Consider the following 17,312-nt stretch of genomic DNA (forward strand, 5'->3'; position numbering starts at 1 on the left):
GATGGTCCCGTCGACCACGGTGTACTGGCCGCTGTACGACTTCTGCGTACCGTCGGTCTGCAGGGCGAGGAGGCGGGGGCCGGTCGCGGCGCCGGGCTTGTCGAGCGAGGTCACGGCTTGAGGAACCCGGCCTCGCTCAGGACCTTCTGGCCCTCGGCGGACTGCACCAGCGCGATGAACGCCTTGGCCGCCGCGGCGTTCTGGGCGTTCTTCAGCAGGGCGATCGGGTAGTCGTTGACGGCCTTGGCCGACTCGGGGAACTCCACGCCCTCCACCTTGTCACCGGCCGCCTTCACATCGGTCTTGTAGACCACCGCGGCGTCGGCCTCCTTCAGCGCCACCTTGTTCAGAGCGGACTTCACGTCCTCCTCGTAGGAGACCGGGGTGAGCTTCAGCTTGCCGGCGTCCAGGGCCTTCTGCGCGGCGGCACCGCACGGCACCGTCTTGTCGCACAGCACGACCTTCAGACCGGACTTGGTCAGGTCCTTCAGCGAGGCCACCTTGTCGGGGTTGCCCGGCAGGGTGGCGATCTCCAGCTGGTTGCGGACGAACGTGGCCGGGGTGCCGGCCGCGTCCTGCTTGTCCGTGACGATCTTCATCGTCTTGGGACTGGCGGCGGCGAAGACGTCGGCCGGGGCACCGCTGGTGATGCTCGCGGCCAGGGTGTCGCTGCCGCCGAAGTTGAAGCTGACCCTGGTGCCGGGGTGCGCGCTCTCGAACTCCTTGCCCAGGGTCGTGAAGCTCTCCTTCAGGGAAGCCGCCGCGAACACGGTGACCGTGCCGGACAGCTTCGGGGAGGCGGAGCCGGACGTGGCCGACTCGGGGGTCGACGAGTCGTCGGAGGAGGAGCAGGCACTGAGGGCCATCAGGGCGGCGGCTCCCGCACCGGCCAGCTGCAGCATCCGGGTCCGGCGCACGGAACGGGTCATCACGGTCTACTCCTCGGGTTCTGTGGAACAGCTGTCGCGCCCTGGCACGACCGGGCATCGGCCGTGCGGCGATGATACTGCCGCATCTGCCAGGAGGAAGTCTCCTGTCATATCGCATGAGCTGCGAACTTGTGACTTGTAGCTTGCATGTGCGTTTGTACGGCCGGCCCGGACGGGTACGGTGCTCCGGGAGGTGGTCGACGGTGACGTACGCGGAACTCACCCTGACCGGCGATCTGCTACGACCCGCCCGGCTGACCGTGCCGGAGCTGCTGCGCCGGCCGCAGCACACGGCGGACGTCAGCTTCGAGTGCGCGACCAGCGGCATGCAGCACCACCGGTTCACCGGCCCGCTCCTGTACGACGTGCTCGCCGACGCCGGCCCCGGCTTCGACCCGGCCCGGCGCAAGGACCGGCTGCGGTTCCTCATCGCGGTCACCGGAACCGACGGCCACCACGCCCTGCTGTCCTGGGCCGAGATCGACCCGGACTTCGCGGACGAGCCCGTCCTGCTCGCCGTGACCGTCGACGGCACCCCGCTCGATGCGGTCGGCCCCCAGCTGGTGCTCCCGCAGGACCGCTGCGGGGGCCGGCACATCAGCGGCATCACCGCGATCCGGGTCGACGGGAGCTACGGCTTCGGCGGTCCAGCGCCGGCCACACCCGGTCCCGCGTCAGTGGCAGTTCCGTGAACCGTATGCCCGTCGCGTCCCGCAGGGCGTTGGCCAGGGCCGGGGCGACCGGGTTGAAGGGGCTCTCGCTCATCGACTTGGCGCCCCCGCCCTCCACCTGCCCCCTGCACTGCATCGGGTTCATCACCTTGCCCGCGTCCGCCGCGTGCACACTGCGCAGGATGCGGATCTCGCCGGTGCCGGGGTCGACCGCCACCCGGAACCGGTGCGCGTTGAAGGCGACCGAGCGCGGGGTGCCGCCGAAGTGCCCGTCGGCGGCCGGATCGAGGCCGACCGCAGCAGCCGGCCGCCCGGGTGCAGGACCGCCTCCTTGGTGAGCCGGCACTCGGCGCGCGGTACGCCGAGGTGTGCGGCGGCGAAGTCCAGCAGCTGGTCGGCGAGGGCGCGGGCGGCACGCGGTGGGGGTGCCGTTGCCGAACTCGGCCGTACTGCACGGCGGCACCGGTGCGCCCGCCGCGGGACCCGAAGGGTTCGACGGAGCGCTGACGCAGGCCCGTCACGCGCTCGCCTCGGCCCGGACGAGCGCGCCCGGCGCCTCGCTCCTCACTGACGCCCGGTCCCTGACCACCCTCCCAGCCCTGCTCACCGGGATCCCGCCGAGGTGCCGCCTTCAGCCGTACGGTCCTCGGCCTGCTGCTGGAGGAGGAGACCGGCCGCCCCGCAGTCGCCGTCCCGCTGCACACCCTGGAGACCTTTCTGGCCTGCGACGGCTCCTGGGCACGTAGCGACCGGCTCGATCTGTGGGCGGTGCTGCTGTGCCGGTGAGGTCGCCGGGTCAGACGCGGTCAATGTGCACGTTGGTGGACTTCACGCGCGCGGTGGCCTCCATGCCGACCTCCAGGCCCAGTTCCTCCACGGCCTCCCGGGTCAGCAGGGAGACGAGCCGGTGCGGGCCCGCCTGGATCTCCACCTGGGCGGCGACATCGCCGAGCTTGATCGCGGTGACGATGCCGGGGAAGGCGTTGCGGACGGAGGTGTGGGAGGCGTCCTCCTCACCGCCGCCCCCCTTGGCCAGTTCGACCGAGAACGCGGCGAGGGCCCGGCCGTCGATGAGCCGTCGCCCGGACTCGTCGCGGTGGGTGGCCACGCGGCCGGCGTCGGCCCAGCGCCGGGCGGTGTCCGGGCTGACGCCGAGCAGCCGTGCGGCCTGGCCGATGGTGTAGGACTGCATGCCGGTCACGATAGGGCCATCCGCCAGGGACCGCGGACCGTGGGGTTGGCGGTTCGGGTGTGAGGCGGTACGGCCTCAGTGCCGGTGCACGTCCTTGACGGCGGTCCTCAGCCGGTGTGGACGCGGGGGCGGCGGTCGCGGTCCGGTTCCGCCTCGCGCAGCACCTCGCGGGTGACCGGGGCGACCTCGCCCTGGCCGAAGAGGAAGAAGCGCAGGAAGTTGGCGAACGGGTTGCCCTCGGTCCACTCGAAGTAGATGTGCGGGGTGCAGCCCGTCATGTCCCGGACGTGCAGCAGGAGCGCGGCGAGGGCGTTGGGTATGGAGGCCGATTCCAGGGTCAGGACGCGGTAGCGGTTGTGCAGGACCTCGCCGCGCACGACCAGTCCGGCCTCGAACTCGGACGGGTCCGTGACCGTGACCTCGACGAAGACGAAGTCCTCCTGCTCGGGCATCTCGTTGTCGGCCCGGATCTGCTCGATCTTGTCGCGGTACTCGGCCTTGTCGCGCCGGTCGGGCTCGTTGGCGATGAACCGGATCTTGCGGCTGGCCATATCCCTGACGAATCGTTCCGCCATCGGGTCCATCGTCAGATGCGTCACGCGCAGCTCGAAGGCGCGGGCCAGCCGGGACAGCAGCGAGACCAGGATGATGCCGACGATGAAGCAGGCACCGATCTTCACACCGTCGGGGCGCTCGATGACGTTCACGACGGTCGTGTACAGGAACACCACGGAGATGATCGCGAAGGTGATGGTCCAGCCCCGCTGGGCCGCCTTGCGGGCGGCGATGGTCACCGCGATCGCCGCGGAGCTGATCAGCACCAGCACACCGGTGGCGTAGGCGCCGCCCTGTGCGTCGACGTCGGCGTCGAAGATCCAGGTGACCAGGAAGGCGATCAGCGTGAAGACGATGACCATCGGGCGGACGGCGCGTGCCCAGTGCGGGGCCATGCCGTAGCGGGGCAGGTAGCGCGGCATGAGGTTGAGCAGACCCGCCATCGCCGAGGCACCGGCGAACCAGAGGATCGCGATGGTCGAGACGTCGTACACCGTGCCGAAGGCGTTGCCGAGGTACTCGTGCGCCAGGTAGGCCAGCGCGCGGCCGTTGGCCTGGCCGCCGGACTTGAACTCGTTCTCGGGGATGAGCAGCGTGGTGATGAAGCTGGTGGCGATCAGGAAGCAGCTCATGATCAGGGCGGCGGTGGTCAGCAGCTTCTTGGTGTCCCGGATCCGGCCGGTCGGGCGCTCCTCGGTGTCGTCCTCGTCGCCCTGGACGTGGGGCATGACGGCGACGCCGGTCTCGAAGCCCGACAGGCCGAGGGCCAGTTTCGGGAAGACGATCAGGGCGACGCCGATCATCACGAAGACGTTCCCGTGCTCCGTGGTCAGCGCGCTGCTCCAGTCGGTGATCACATGCCCGGCGGTGACGACGTGCCACAGGCCGACGATGACGACGACGACGTTGAGCGCGAGGTAGATGCCCACCAGGGCGACCGCGACCCCGATGGCCTCCAGGAAGCCCTTGAGGAAGACCGCGCCGAGCAGCGCCACGAGGAACAGCGTGATCAGCATCTGCTTGCCGTGCAGGGCCTCCGTCAGATGCGGGTTCTCCACCAGGTGGGTGGAGGCGTCGGCGGCCGAGAGCGTGATGGTGATCAGGAAGTCGGTCGCCGCGAAGCCCAGCAGCGTGAGCACGAAGAGCTTGCCCTGCCAGAAGGAGAGGAGCCGCTCCAGCATCGCGATCGAGCCCTCGCCGCGGGGGCTCTCCTCGGCCACCCGGCGGTAGACCGGCAGCGCGCCGGCCAGCGTCACGATGACGAGCACGATGGTCGCCACCGGCGAGAGCAGACCGGCCGCGAGGGCCGCGATGCCGGGCTGGTAGCCGAGGGTGGAGAAGTAGTCGACGCCGGTCAGGCACATCACCCGCCACCAGCGCTGTCCCTGGTGCGGGGGCTCCGGTTGGGCGTGCGGCCCGGCGCTCTTGCCCATGTCGGACAGCCCTTCCAGCATCCAGGCGCGCAGGCGGCTGGTACTGGGAGGGCGTTCGGTCGTGGCCATCGGCGTGCTCCTGACGTGCGGCTCAGCTCTTTCCGGCCATCACGCGGACGGCGGCACCAGCGTAAGCAGAGCGTGACGCCCGGGCCCACGGATCAGTGGGCGGGAGGCGTCAAGCTTGCGTTAAGAATGGCCTGAGGGGGACGAAGCCGCATGAAAAGAGGAGGCCGGGGGCGGTCTCCGGGGGCGGGACCGAACGGGTGAGCTGTCAGGGCGCGGGGCGGGCGGCGGTTCGGCGTCGGCCACCGAGCGTCATGGCGTACGAGGCCGGAGGCGTGGCCACCGGTGCGCTTCGGTCACGTGTCCCGAGGTGACCTCGTTCCGGTCACTCCAGGCCCGACGCCCGGAACACGCCCCGTGCCGTCTCGCTGTCCAGGCGGCGCGCCAGGCGGTGCAGGTCGGTCGTGCCGGACAGCAGGGTGCCGGCCGCCTCTGAGGCGCGGGCCCCCTCGGCGAGCCGGTACCACAGGTCGGGGTTGCGGATCAGGACCTCGGGGTCGATCTCGACGCGGTTGCCGAGGGCGTCGCGCAGCACGAGGCGCTGGGCGACGCCGTCCACCGGGCGCGCCGCGACGAGCAGATCGGTGCGGACCCGGCGGGTGCGCAGCAGCCGGCGCGTGGCCAGCCAGCCCGTGCCGGCCGACACCCGAGCGGGGAGCAGGACGAGAAGCAGCAGCAGGGCCAGCAGGAGCCACAGGGCACCGCGCCACCAGGTCAGCGAGCCGGCCGCCCCGTCGATGCACAGCAGCAGCCCGAACAGTGCGGCGGCGCAGCGGACCGAACTGCGCACGTCCGCGGTCCAGCTCCGGTCCCGCACCACGGTCCCGGCGCCGGGCGGGTACGAGCCGGTCGCCTGGGGGCGGGTGTCGTTGCGGTGCTTCATGAGAGAGACGGTAGAACGTCGGCGGCCCGGCGCATCTCACCTTGACGGTGCTCTGACGGAGCGGGGCCGGTTCTTGACGGGACGGCAGCGCCCGGCGCGCCTCCGCTCGCTTCACAGCCCCCGCGTGTCGATGCGCAGATGCCATGTGTTGCGCCGGTGGACGGACAGCAGCTCCGACTGGAGCGGGGACGGAGGTACCGCCAGGACCGGGCAGAGCGCGTGGGCCAGGCAGTGCCGGGAGACCCGGCCCGAGAAGGCCCGCTGCAACCCGCGTCGTCCCGCGCCCACGACCAGGACGTCGCTCTCCCGGTCCGCGGTCGCCACCAGTGCCCGGCCCGGGGCGCCGCGGACGACGACGGCGTGCAGGGGCACACCGGGATCCTCCGCGCCGAAGATCTCGTAGAGCACCGAGGCCAGCCGCTGCTTGGCCAGCCGCTGCCACTCCTCCACCAGCAGTCCGTCGGCGGGGGAGCGCCGCGCGGCGGGGTCACCGCCCGGTGGTTCCCAGGCCAGCACCGGCCACAGTTCGGCGCCCAGCCGGCGGGCCAGCGCGGTGGCCCGCCGCAGTGCCGTGACGCTGCCCAGGGATCCGCTCACTCCGACCACCACTCGCGCGACCGCCGAGCCGTCGTAACCGGACATGACTCCACCCGTTCCACACGGGCACCGGCGGGATGACACCCGCGGGCGTGCCCGCCTGCAAGGTCCTCGCTTCCTTCCATCCCACTCCCGCGCCGCCGATTCGACCAGCCGGGCGGCACCTGCCCACTGAAATTCGGCGCCCAGGCCGAAACTTTCGACCGCCTCCGGGAGGCGCGCATGCGGACCTACGGCAACCACGGCACCTGCTGGTGCGCGATGGCCGGGGTCACCGTCGCCCGGATCGACCCGCGCACCGGCCGGGTGCTGGAAAGCCCGCTGCCGATGTGGTCCGGCACCGGCCTCCGGTGGGCCCGGTGCGGGAGCGGCACCCGGCGCCGGCCGCCCGGGCACCCGTCGAACGGCCGCCGGTGCGGGACGACTTCGCCGCACCGGTGCTCGCGCCGCACAGGATATCGCCGCGCCGCAGGCCCGAGGGGTGCCGGTCGCTGACCGAACGGCCCGGCCGGCTCGTCCTGACCGCCACCGGGGACAGCCTCGACCGGCCCGGGCACACCTTCGTCGGCCGCCGCCGGCAGCACCACGACTGCCGGGCCGCGGCGCTGCTGGAGCCCGGCGCGGCGCGGGCAGGGCTGTCCGTGCGCCCGGACGAGACCTGGAGATGCCCCAGGGCCCGACGTCCTCGCCTTCCCCGTCGAAACTTCCGAAGGAACCGTCCGGCTCGCCGAACTCGACGGCCGCTGTCTGTCCCCCCAAGCGGCCACCGGATTCACGGGCCGTGCCATCGGCGTGTACGTCACGGAGGGCCGCGCCGCCTTCGACTGGTTCGACTGCGCACCCGCTACCTCGTGCACGACACCTTGACGCCCCTCACCCGTGTTTCTAGAGTCCGGGTTCGGAACGTTCGGGATTTCACTCGAATGTTTCGGAGTTCTCTCCCCGAAGCACGGCCGAAAGTTTCGAAGGAGCGCATGATGGGCGACCCCGCACTGTCCCGCCGCAGTTTCCTGGCGGCCTCCGTCGCCGCCGGTCTCGGTGTGACCGCACTCAGCGGCTGCGGCGGCGACTCGGACGGAGGGTCGTCCTCGGGGACGACCACCATCGAGTGGTGGAACATCTCGACCACGGAACCGACCAAGACCGTCTGGGCCGGCCTCGCCAAGAAGTTCGAGGCCGAGAACCCCAAGGTCAAGGTCAAGATCGTCCAACTGGAGAACGATGCCTACAAGTCGAAGATGACCGCGCTGATCGCCTCCGGGAAACTGCCCGACATCTTCCACACCTGGGGCGGCGGCGTACTGAAGCAGCAGGTCGACGCGGGTCTGGTCGAGGACCTCACCGACCGAACCAAGCCCTGGGCCGACGGGCTCCTGCCGGTCGCGAAGGAGCCGTACCTCATCGACGGCAAGGCGTACGGCATCCCGTTCGACATCGGCATGATCGGGTTCTGGTACAACAAGGCGCTCTTCAAGAGAGCCGGGATCGCCGCGCCCCCGACCACCTGGAGCGGATTCCTCGATGCCGTCAGGAAGCTGAAGTCCGCCGGCGTCACCCCGCTCGCCCTCGCGGGCAAGGAGAAGTGGCCCGGCATGTACTACTGGGCGTACCTGGCGATGCGCACCGCCGGCGTCGACGCGCTCCGGAAGGCCAGCGACAGCAAGGACTTCACCGGCACCGGATTCGTGCGGGCCGGACAGCACCTGAAGGAGCTGGTCGAACTCCAGCCGTTCCAGAAGGGCTTCCTCGGCGCCGCCTACTCCACCCCGACCGGCCAGGCCGCCACCGTCGGCAACGGCAAGGCGGCGATGGAGCTGATGGGTCAGTGGGCCCCGGTCGTGGAGGCGGACTCGGGCAAGGGCCTCGGCTCTGACCTGGGCTTCTTCCCGTTCCCCGCGGTCGAGGGCGGGAACGGGAAGATCACCGAGGTGTTCGGCGGAGGCGGTGGCCATGCCCTGCGCAGGGGAGCCCCCCAGGCCGCCGTCGACTTCCTGAAGTTCTTCGCCGCCGAGACCACCGACCGGCAACTGGTGAAGAAGACCGGCGTCCTGCCCGTCGTCCCCGCCGCCGAGAAGGTCCTCACCGACCCCAACCTCAAGGCCGTCCAGACCCAGTTGAAGGCCGCCACCGGATTCCAGCTCTACCTCGACCAGGCGTACGCGCCCGCAGTCGGCCAGGAGATCAACGACAGCGTGGCCGCGCTCATCGCCGGGTCCAAGTCCCCCGAGCAGGTCGCGCAGTCGATCAGCAAGACCGCCAAGGAAGAGCAGTAGCCGGCGATGACCTCCACCTTCCTCCCGGACAAGCGCAGCGGCCCGGCCGTCGGCCTGCCGCCCCCCGCCGTGCCCGCGGCCCGCGGGCGGTTCCGGCGGCGCACGCTGAACTGGCTCACCGCGGTCGGTTTCCAGCTGCCCGCGCTGGTGCTGTTCATCGGCCTGGTACTGCTGCCGATGCTGTTCGCGCTGTACGCCGCCTTCTTCCGCTGGGGCGGGTTCGGCATGCCCTCCGACTATGTCGGCGGCGACAACTTCACCCAACTCTTCCAGGACGACGTCTTCCTGGGCGACCTGTGGCGCTGCCTGGTCCTGGTCGTGCTGTCGCTCGCGCTCCAGCTGCCGTTCGCGCTGGCCATGGCGGTGCTGCTGAACCAGCGGCTGCGCGGCCGGGCCGTGTACCGGATGCTGTTCTTCGCGCCGTACGTCCTGTCCGAGGCCATCACCGGCGTGCTGTTCGCCATGATCTTCGCCCCGGACGACGGACTCGCCGACCACGTCCTCGGCAGCGTCGGGCTGGACGGCCTGGGCGGTGAGTGGTTCGCCGACCCCTCGTACGTCATGGCCACCGTCTTCCTGGTCATGATGTGGAAGTACTTCGGCTTCCACATGATGCTCTACCTGGCCGGACTCCAGTCGATCCCGGCCGAGTTGACCGAGGCGGCCCTCATCGACGGCGCCGGGCCCTGGCAGCGGTTCCGCAACGTCACCCTGCCGCTGCTCGCGCCCACCCTGCGCATCAGCGTCTTCCTGTCCGTCATCGGGTCGATCCAGCTGTTCGACCTGGTGTGGGTGATCACGCAGGGCGGCCCCGACCACCACTCCGAGACGATGGCCGTGACCATGTTCCAGTTCGGCTTCAAGCGCTACCAGGTCGGCTACGCCAGCGCGATCAGCGTGGTCATGTTCGGTATCTGCCTCGTCTTCGCCCTCGCCTACCAGCGGTTCGTGCTCCGCCGCGATCTCGAAGGAGCCACCACGACCATGCGGGGGGACGGCACGTGAAGACCGTACGCAAGCTGCCGCTGCACCTGATCCTCGTCGCGGTCGGCGCGGTGATGGTCGTACCCCTGGTCTACGCGGTGCTGTCGGGCTTCAAGTCCACCGACGAACTCTCCCGCAACCCCTTCGGGCTGCCCGAGCACTGGCTGACCGGCAACTACACCGGCATCCTCGGCTCGGGCGACTTCTGGCGGCTGGTCGGCAACAGCACGCTGATCGCGGTGGGTACGACCGTGCTCGTGGTCGCCGTGTCCGCGCTCGCGGCCTTCTCCTTCGCGCGGTTCGCGTTCCGGGGGCGGGAGGTCCTGTTCACCGTCTTCACGATGGGGCTGATGTTCCCCTTCGCGGTGGCCGCCCTGCCGCTGTTCCTGCTGCTGCGCTACCTGGGTCTGCTCGACAACCCGCTGGGCGTGATCCTCCCGCAGGCCGCCTTCGGGCTGCCGATGACGATCATCATCCTGCGGGGCTTCTTCCGGGAGATCCCCGGCGAACTGGAGGAGGCGGCCACGCTCGACGGCTGCAGCGCCTTCGGCTTCTTCTGGCGGGTGCTGCTGCCCATGGCCCGGCCGGCGCTCGGCACCGTCTCGGTCCTCGCCGTCGTCACCAGCTGGAACAACTTCTTCCTGCCGCTGCTCGTGTTCACCGACAGCACCTGGTGGACGCTGCCGATCGGCGTCCAGCAGTTCCAGGGCCAGTACTCGGCGGAGTACGCCCGCGTCTTCGCCTATCTGGTGCTCGCCATGGTCCCCGCCCTCGCCTTCTACTCGGTCGCCGAGCGCCAGCTCGTCGGCGGCCTCACCGCCGGGGCCACCAAGGGATAGCCATCTCGTCTCGACAGACAGGAGTCGCACCATGCCCAAGGCACGTCTGAGACTCGCCGGTGCCCTCGCCGCCGTCCTGGTGACCGCGGGTCTGGCCACCGGTCCCGCGGCCCATGCCCAGGACCGCCGGCCCACCCTCGCCGACCTCGCCGAACGCCACGGCCGCTACTTCGGCAGCGCCACCGACAACCCCGAACTCACCGACACCGCCTACACGGGGATCCTCGGCGACGAGTTCGACATGATCACGCCCGGCAACGGCATGAAGTGGTACGCCACCGAGCCCCAGCAGGGCGTCTTCGACTGGACCGACGGCGACCAGATCGTGAACCTGGCCCGGAAGAACCACCAGAAGGTCCGCGCGCACACCCTCGTCTGGCACAGCCAGCTGCCCGACTGGCTCACCTCGAAGCAGTGGACGGCGAGCGAACTGCGGGCCGTGCTGAAGAAGCACATCACCACCGAGGTACGGCACTACCGCGGCAAGGTCTACTCCTGGGACGTCGTCAACGAGGCGTTCAACGAGGACGGCAGCTACCGCGAGACGATCTGGTACAAGACCCTCGGCCCCGGCTACATCGCCGACGCGCTGCGCTGGGCCCACCAGGCCGACCCGCACGCCCGGCTCTACCTGAACGACTACAACATCGAGGCGGTCGGCCCGAAGAGCGACGCCTACTACCGGCTGGCCAAGGACCTCAAGGCGCAGGGCGTCCCGCTCGACGGCATCGGCCTCCAGGCCCATCTGGCCCTCCAGTACGGCTATCCGACCAGCCTGGAGGACAACCTCCGCCGCTTCTCCCGCCTCGGGCTCGACACCGCGCTCACCGAGGTCGACGTACGGATGCAGCTGCCCGCGACCGACGAGAAGCTGGCCGAGCAGGCCACCTGGTACCGGGACCTCACCACGGCCTGTCTGACCGTGCGCCGCTGCGTCGGCGTGACCATCTGGGACTACACGGACCAATATTCGTGGATCCCGGCGGTCTTCCCCGGCGAGGGCGCGGCCCTGCCGTGGGACGAGGAGCTGCGGCCCAAGCCCGCCTACCAGGCGCTGCGGGAAGCGCTGCGCTAGCGCCTGACCACCGTGCGCAGCCGTCCCCCGGCATGCGTCGGGGCCGGTGCGCACCGGGTGCGTGCGTGCGGCCGGCCCCTCAGGTCACTGTGCCGAGCTCAGGCCGCTGTCATCACCTGGTCCGCACCGAGCGGTCGGTGCGGGGCGATGATGCGGCCGTCGGGCAGCAGCTCACCGGTGTCCTCGAAGAGCAGGACGCCGTTGCACAGCAGGCTCCACCCCTGCTCCGGGTGGTGCGCCACGAGGCGGGCGGACTCCCGGTCGGCGGATTCGGCTGTCGGGCACGGCGGCTGGTGCTGGCACATGGGCGGGATCTTTCGCTCTGTCGTGATCATGTCCGTCCCCCGTGATGATGAGTCGGTCTGAATCCAGTGTTGTCCTCTGGGAGTCATTCCGCAGGGATTTCACGGCACCGCTTCTCACAGGTTCATGACGCGTCACCCGCGCGGACGGTTCAGTCCAACTGCACTGTCACTTCGGATGGTTCGCACTGGCCGGATGGGACTAGTCCGATCGGTCGGGCTGCCGGAGACAGTCGTACCCCGCTGCCCTTGCGGGCGGCGGGGTACGCGGACGTCGGTCAGGTCAGGCGGGGGAGCCGAGCAGCGGGAGAGGAGTCGCCCGGAGCGTCAGCACCGGAAGCAACTCGGCGACCCCGAACGGACGGTGCGCCGGGATCCCGGGCGGCGCCGGCGCCAGCGGGACGAGCAGATCCGTGGCCGCCGGATGGCCCTCGGTGCCGTCGCCGGAGCAGTCGCCGTGCAGCCACAGGGTGAGCATGTACAGACCGGGCACGGACAGCAGTCGCGCCTGGTACGGCTGTTGCAGCGCCTCCGCCTGCTCCAGGGCGCGCTCGGTGGAGGCGACGTACGGGCCCTCGAAGAAGTGCGAGAAGGCCCAGCCGTCCGGGGTGAGCCTGGTCTCGGCCGCGGCCACCGCGCGGTCGCCGCACCGGATCAGGAAGCGCCAGCCGGCCAGCCGGGTCGCGGACAGGCCTTGCGCGGTGATCCGGTCCAGCACATGGACGGGCAGCGGGAGTTCCGGTGTCGCTGGCCCCTGCGCGGCACGCAGGGAGGGGGTACGGGCCTCACGGACCGCGGTGGGGGAACCGAGGGCGGTGAGGACGGAGCGCAGGGCGGGCGCGGGGGCAGGGGGCACGTGAAGCGGCATGTGGGTCGCCTCTCATCTGACAGGCGCGGCGGCGCGAGGAGGGGTGGGGCGGACGGCGCTGTCTGCTCACGGAAGGCTGGAGAGGTGGGGCCCGGGTCGGTGTGAACGAGGGTGCGGCTCGGTCCGCCGCCCGTCAACCGGGACGGCAGGAACTCGGCGGAAACCAGGACCGGGAGGGCGCCACCTTCTGCCTTGTGGACGAAGTTTATACGACGTGTGTTCGGCCGGTGTTTCGTCTATCCCATTCCGACCGACCGGGAAAGGGGGAATTCAGCCGTCGATTTGCGAAACTCATCCCGATTTCCGGGCGGGGACCTCGCGGCTGACCTCGCAATACGCACCGGTAGCGGTCGGCCGAATGTCGTCGGCGTTTTTCACGAGGTGTTCGGGGCACCCGAAGGAGCAGACTGCGGCATGCCCCGTGAATGTGCCGCCGGGAACATTCCGACAGAGTAGCGGGCGGCGGGTCGGCGCGGGACGTTATCGATCGCTTCGGCTGGGCATCATCCCACCTGACCCGGGAGCCCGGCGGCCGGATCGCCGGCCCGCCCATCCGAGGAGGGACACTTCGATGGGGGAGAAGGTCGTGGCGGGGCAGTTCGACCTGTCCGATCGCCAGCGCTACCGCGAAAAGCTCCAGAAGTGTCTGCAGGGGCTGGAGCGGCTGCTGCGCGAGAAGCGATTCGACCGTCCCAAGAACCTCATGGGAGTCGAGATCGAATTGAATCTCGCCGGGCCCGACGGCATGCCCAAAATGTTGAACGCACAGGTACTCGAACGTATCGCGAGTCGCGATTTCCAAACAGAACTCGCCATGTTCAACCTGGAAGTCAACATTGCCCCACACCGATTGGGCGGCCGGGTATTCGACCGGCTCGCCGAGGAACTGCGCACCTCGCTCGCCTATGCCGACCGGAAGGCCGGCGAGGTGGACGCGGGCATCGTGATGATCGGCATCCTGCCCACCCTCGACCGGGACGACCTGGTCTCCTCCAACCTCTCCGAGGTCGACCGCTACACCCTCCTCAACGACCAGATCGTCGCCGCGCGCGGAGAGGACTTCCGGCTCGACATCGAGGGCGTGGAGCACCTCGTCTGCACCTCGAAGTCGATCGTGCCCGAGGCCGCGTGCACCTCCGTCCAACTGCATCTGCAGGTCACCCCGGCCCGGTTCGCCGACGTGTGGAACGCGGCCCAGGTGGCCTGCGCCGCGCAGATCGCCGTCGGTGCCAACTCGCCGTTCCTCTTCGGGCGCGAGCTGTGGCGCGAGTCCCGGCCCCCGCTGTTCCTGCAGTCCACCGACACCCGGCCGCCCGAGCTGCAGGCGCAGGGCGTACGGCCGCGGACCTGGTTCGGCGAACGGTGGATCTCCTCCGCGTACGACCTGTTCGAGGAGAACCTGCGCTACTTCCCGGCGCTGCTGCCGCTCTGCGACGACGAGGAGCCGCTGGAGGTCGTCGAGGCGGGCGGGGTACCGAAACTCGCGGAACTCGTCCTGCACAACGGCACGATCTACCGCTGGAACCGGCCGGTGTACGGCATCGCGGACGGCGTCCCGCACCTGCGCGTGGAGAACCGGGTACTGCCGGCCGGGCCGACCATCACCGACGTGATCGCCAACGCGGCCTTCTACTACGGCCTCGTCCGCGCCCTCGCCGAGGAGTCCCGGCCGGTGTGGACGCGGATGTCCTTCGCCACGGCCGAGGCCAACTTCGACATGGCGTGCCGGCACGGCATCGACGCGCGCTTCGTCTGGCCCCGGCGGGGACGGTACGGCGGCACGGGCGAGGTCGACGCGGTCACCCTGGTCCGCGACGAGCTGCTGCCGCTCGCCTCGGCCGGGCTCGACGCGTGGGGTGTGGAGGCCGCCGACCGGGACCTCTACCTCGGCGTGATCGAGGAACGCTGCCGGCGCCGGGTCAACGGCGCGTCCTGGCAGGCGGCCACGTTCCACCGGGCACTGGAGCGGGGCCTCTCCCGCGACGCGGCCCTGGCGGCAACGACACGCCGCTACGCCGAGCTGATGCATGGGGGAGAGCCGGTGCACACGTGGCCGGTGGGCTTGCCGGAACCGGCTCCCCTCGGCTGACCGGGGGCTGCGGCGGCTGGGCTGTGGGTGAGCGGGGCCTTGTCGGGTGGGTGCCGCCTTCGTCGGCCGGGTGGTGCGGCCGGTGCCGGCGTCGTGGGCTCGGTCCGGGCGTCGTGCTCACAGCTCCTTCTGCGATCCTTGCGAGGCGAAGGTGGGCCAGGGGGCCCGTGAGCCGGCTGGAGGCAGGGGTGCAGGTGGAGGCTGACTCGGTGGCCGATTCCTCGGCGCGGGGGCGCGATCCGCGGCGGATGCTGCGGGACGAGACCCTGCTCGTGCTCGCCCTCTCGCTCGGCGCGAGCGGAGTGTCCGCGCTGATCAGTTTCATCGGCTCGGTCACCAAACCGGGCGGCCTCAAGGACCAGGCCGCCACCCTCAACGCCTCGGCCGCACCGGGCCGCCCCTGGCTGGACCTGGCCTGGCAGCTCTTCGGCATCGCCACCGCGCTGGTCCCCGTGGCCCTCGTCGCCCACCTGCTGCTGCGCGAGGGCACGAGCCTGCGCGCCCTCGGCTTCGACCGCACCCGGCCCCGGCCCGACCTGGCCCGTGGCGCCGGTATCGCGGCCGTGATCGGCAGCACCGGCATCGCCTTCTATCTGGCCGCCCGCGGCCTCGGCTTCAACCTCACCGTCGTACCCGAGGCGCTGCCGGACGTGTGGTGGAAGTATCCGGTGCTGATCCTCTCGGCCCTGCAGAACGCGATCCTCGAAGAGGTGATCGTCGTCGGGTATCTGCTGCGCAGGCTGGGCCAGTTGGGCTGGACCCCGGGGACCGCGCTGGTGGCCAGCGCGGTCCTGCGCGGCTCGTACCACCTCTACCAGGGCATCGGCGGCTTCCTCGGCAACATGGTCATGGGCGTGGTGTTCGTCTGGCTGTACCGCCGCTGGGGCCGGGTCGGACCCCTGGTCGTCGCGCACTCGCTGCTCGACATCGGCGCGTTCGTCGGTTACGCCCTCCTCGCGGGCAAGGTGGGCTGGCTGCCGACCGCCTGAGCGGGCCGTCAGGCGTGCAGCTCGCCCTCGACGACCGTCACCGCGCGGCCGGTGAGCAGGGTGCGCTCGCCGCGCAGAGCGGTGCGGACCAGGCCGGTGCGGCGGGAGGCCTGCAGCCCGGTGAGGTCGTCGCGGCCGAGGCGGGCGGACCAGTGCGGGGCGAGCGCGGTGTGGGCGCTGCCGGTCACCGGGTCCTCGTCGATGCCGACGTTCGGGAAGAAGCAGCGGGAGATGTAGTCGTAGCCGCCGTCGGGGTCCGCGGCGCGGGCGGTGGCGATGATGCCGCGCGAGGAGTAGGCGCCGAGGGCCTTGTGGTCGGGGGAGAGGCCGAGGACGGTCTTCTCGTCGGCCAGCTCCACCAGCAGGTCGCCGATGTTCTCCCCGGTGTCGAAGGCGGCGACCGGCTCCGCGCCCAGCGCCTCGGCGACCCCGGCCGGCAGCTCGACCGGGGTGAGCGGGGCGGTCGGGAAGTCGAGGGTGATCGAGCCGTCCGCGGCGGGCGTGGCGATCAGCACGCCGCTGCGCGTGGCGAAGCGGACCGGTCCCTCGTGGGCACCGGTGGTGTGCAGGACGTGGGCCGTGGCGAGGGTGGCGTGTCCGCACATCGCGACCTCGGCGACGGGCGTGAACCAGCGCAGCGCCCAGTCGGCCGCGCCGCCCTCGGGCAGCCGGTGCGCGAACGCCGTCTCGGCGTGGTTGACCTCCATGGCGACGTTCTGGAGCCAGTCGTCGTCCGGGAAGTCGTCGTCCAGGAGCAGGACTCCGGCCGGGTTGCCGGCGAAGGGGCGGTCGGTGAAGGCGTCCACGATTCGAATGCGCATGGCGCCGACGCTAGCGGCTGCGACAACCGCCGGACCAAGTCCAATTCACGAGTGCCGGACTGATTCCCGCCCGGCGGTGGCGCGTGCCCGCGGCCACGGGGCGAGCTGGGCGACACCGAACGACACCCCCACGACGAGGAACGGCCACAGCACCGCCGGCCCGCCGTGCGCCAGGGCGTACGCCAGCCACAGGGAGAACAGCACACGCGCGGCGCCGTCGAGAACGCCGTGCGACCGCAGCGGTCGTAGGTGGTGGACCAGCCGGTACGTCCAGGGTGTCGCGAAGCCGGCCGTGACGATCAGGTCGTACCAGCCGCTGGTACGGACAACACGCAGGTAGGCGGGGGAATCAGGGCGCATCGGGGCTCCTCGGGAGGGCTCGCTCGGGCGCCGCCCACGCTAGACAGCGGAGTACGCTCCAAGGTCAAGTCGACCGAGCGGTGGGGGAGCATCGCCCGGCACGGCGCGGAGCTGCGGGACGCGCCGGACAGCGCCGAGGCCCTGTCCGCCCTGTTCGAGGACAAGATCCGGATCGTCGACGAGCGCATGGCGGCGCTGGCGGCACTCCGCGCGGACCTCACGGCCCGCGCCGGCACCGGCTGCCCACTGCGGGCGGCCGAGCGGACCGCATAACCGGAGCCCGGACGAAGTCGGCGCGGCCACCGCGGGCCCGGACCCCGTCCACCACCTCCGCTCTCCGCCCGTTGTCTTTGAAGAGGATTGTCAGTCGGTCGGTTCCGATATAT

General features: G+C 70.8%; 16 protein-coding genes and 3 pseudogenes. 9 read left to right on the forward strand and 10 right to left on the reverse strand.

Translation table 11 applies throughout. From position 1 onward, the window contains the following. Nucleotides 1-110: 110 nt before the first annotated feature. Nucleotides 111-929: a molybdate ABC transporter substrate-binding protein gene (gene modA, locus ABZ937_RS38620; protein WP_361699322.1), complete on the reverse strand. Its 819-nt coding sequence runs from the start codon at nt 927-929 to the stop codon at nt 111-113. Between the two features lie 203 nt (nt 930-1,132). Here modA and ABZ937_RS38625 point away from each other — a divergent pair, with 203 nt between their 5' ends. Beyond that, entirely contained in the window at nt 1,133-1,621 is a 489-nt protein-coding gene (locus tag ABZ937_RS38625) for a molybdopterin-dependent oxidoreductase (protein ID WP_361699324.1), read from the forward strand. Here ABZ937_RS38625 and ABZ937_RS38630 read toward each other — a convergent pair. The 5 genes and pseudogenes from ABZ937_RS38630 to ABZ937_RS38650 all read right to left on the reverse strand — a co-directional run. Next, nucleotides 1,536-2,017, reverse strand: a pseudogene (locus ABZ937_RS38630) (molybdopterin cofactor-binding domain-containing protein); the annotation flags it as partial. The gene ABZ937_RS38625 and the pseudogene ABZ937_RS38630 overlap by 86 nt on opposite strands. Before the next feature lie 379 nt (nt 2,018-2,396). After that, entirely contained in the window at nt 2,397-2,792 is a 396-nt protein-coding gene (locus ABZ937_RS38635; protein ID WP_361699326.1) for a helix-turn-helix transcriptional regulator, read from the reverse strand. Nucleotides 2,793-2,899: 107 nt separating this feature from the next. Then, a complete protein-coding gene (locus ABZ937_RS38640; protein ID WP_361699328.1) occupies nt 2,900-4,849 on the reverse strand; it encodes an amino acid transporter in 1,950 nt (649 codons plus the stop codon). A 322-nt stretch (nt 4,850-5,171) separates the two neighbouring features. Then, a complete protein-coding gene (locus tag ABZ937_RS38645; protein ID WP_361699331.1) occupies nt 5,172-5,729 on the reverse strand; it encodes a hypothetical protein in 558 nt (185 codons plus the stop codon). A gap of 111 nt (nt 5,730-5,840) precedes the next feature. Beyond that, a complete protein-coding gene (locus tag ABZ937_RS38650) occupies nt 5,841-6,371 on the reverse strand; it encodes a universal stress protein (RefSeq protein WP_361699333.1) in 531 nt (176 codons plus the stop codon). A 32-nt stretch (nt 6,372-6,403) separates the two neighbouring features. Between ABZ937_RS38650 and ABZ937_RS38655 the strand changes: the two are divergent. The 5 genes and pseudogenes from ABZ937_RS38655 to ABZ937_RS38675 form a co-directional block, all read left to right on the forward strand. Beyond that, nucleotides 6,404-6,913 (forward strand): annotated as a pseudogene (locus ABZ937_RS38655) (hypothetical protein); the annotation flags it as partial. Nucleotides 6,914-7,303: 390 nt separating this feature from the next. Next, nucleotides 7,304-8,599, forward strand: a complete 1,296-nt coding sequence (locus tag ABZ937_RS38660) for an extracellular solute-binding protein (RefSeq protein ID WP_361699436.1) — start codon at nt 7,304-7,306, stop codon at nt 8,597-8,599. A 6-nt stretch (nt 8,600-8,605) separates the two neighbouring features. Then, on the forward strand, nt 8,606-9,604 hold the full coding sequence (locus ABZ937_RS38665; RefSeq protein WP_361699335.1) for a sugar ABC transporter permease: 999 nt from the start codon (nt 8,606-8,608) through the stop codon (nt 9,602-9,604). Nucleotides 9,605-9,657: 53 nt separating this feature from the next. Continuing rightward, nucleotides 9,658-10,422 carry a carbohydrate ABC transporter permease gene (locus tag ABZ937_RS38670; protein ID WP_361699438.1) on the forward strand — a complete coding sequence of 255 codons (765 nt, stop codon included), beginning with the start codon at nt 9,658-9,660 and terminating at the stop codon, nt 10,420-10,422. A gap of 31 nt (nt 10,423-10,453) precedes the next feature. Beyond that, on the forward strand, nt 10,454-11,497 hold the full coding sequence (locus ABZ937_RS38675) for an endo-1,4-beta-xylanase (RefSeq protein WP_361699337.1): 1,044 nt from the start codon (nt 10,454-10,456) through the stop codon (nt 11,495-11,497). Between the two features lie 98 nt (nt 11,498-11,595). Here the strand turns inward: ABZ937_RS38675 and ABZ937_RS38680 are convergent, their stop codons facing one another. Beyond that, nucleotides 11,596-11,802, reverse strand: coding sequence for a DUF5999 family protein (locus tag ABZ937_RS38680; RefSeq protein ID WP_361699339.1), 207 nt, complete (start codon nt 11,800-11,802; stop codon nt 11,596-11,598). Between the two features lie 280 nt (nt 11,803-12,082). Then, nucleotides 12,083-12,667 (reverse strand): hypothetical protein, encoded by a 585-nt coding sequence (locus ABZ937_RS38685; RefSeq protein ID WP_361699341.1) that lies wholly within the window; start codon nt 12,665-12,667, stop codon nt 12,083-12,085. A gap of 571 nt (nt 12,668-13,238) precedes the next feature. On the opposite strand from ABZ937_RS38685, the gene ABZ937_RS38690 reads away from it, so the two are divergent. Both ABZ937_RS38690 and ABZ937_RS38695 read left to right on the forward strand, forming a co-directional pair. After that, the gene (locus ABZ937_RS38690) at nt 13,239-14,756 is read left to right on the forward strand and encodes a glutamate--cysteine ligase (protein ID WP_361699343.1); all 1,518 of its coding nucleotides are present in this window, start codon (nt 13,239-13,241) and stop codon (nt 14,754-14,756) included. A gap of 188 nt (nt 14,757-14,944) precedes the next feature. Beyond that, nucleotides 14,945-15,745, forward strand: a complete 801-nt coding sequence (locus tag ABZ937_RS38695) for a type II CAAX endopeptidase family protein (protein ID WP_361699440.1) — start codon at nt 14,945-14,947, stop codon at nt 15,743-15,745. 8 nt (nt 15,746-15,753) lie between these two features. On the opposite strand, the gene ABZ937_RS38700 is transcribed toward ABZ937_RS38695, so the two are convergent. Together ABZ937_RS38700 and ABZ937_RS38705 are read right to left on the reverse strand one after the other, a co-directional pair. Further along, nucleotides 15,754-16,566 (reverse strand): PhzF family phenazine biosynthesis protein, encoded by an 813-nt coding sequence (locus ABZ937_RS38700; protein ID WP_361699345.1) that lies wholly within the window; start codon nt 16,564-16,566, stop codon nt 15,754-15,756. 45 nt (nt 16,567-16,611) lie between these two features. Further along, nucleotides 16,612-16,926, reverse strand: a complete 315-nt coding sequence (locus ABZ937_RS38705; protein ID WP_361699347.1) for a hypothetical protein — start codon at nt 16,924-16,926, stop codon at nt 16,612-16,614. 90 nt (nt 16,927-17,016) lie between these two features. Here ABZ937_RS38705 and ABZ937_RS38710 point away from each other — a divergent pair. Further along, nucleotides 17,017-17,199 (forward strand): annotated as a pseudogene (locus tag ABZ937_RS38710) (MerR family transcriptional regulator); the annotation flags it as partial. Nucleotides 17,200-17,312: the final 113 nt, after the last annotated feature.

Origin of the sequence: Streptomyces sp. NPDC046727 (assembly GCF_040645635.1) — a bacterium.
Lineage (GTDB): Bacteria > Actinomycetota > Actinomycetes > Streptomycetales > Streptomycetaceae > Streptomyces.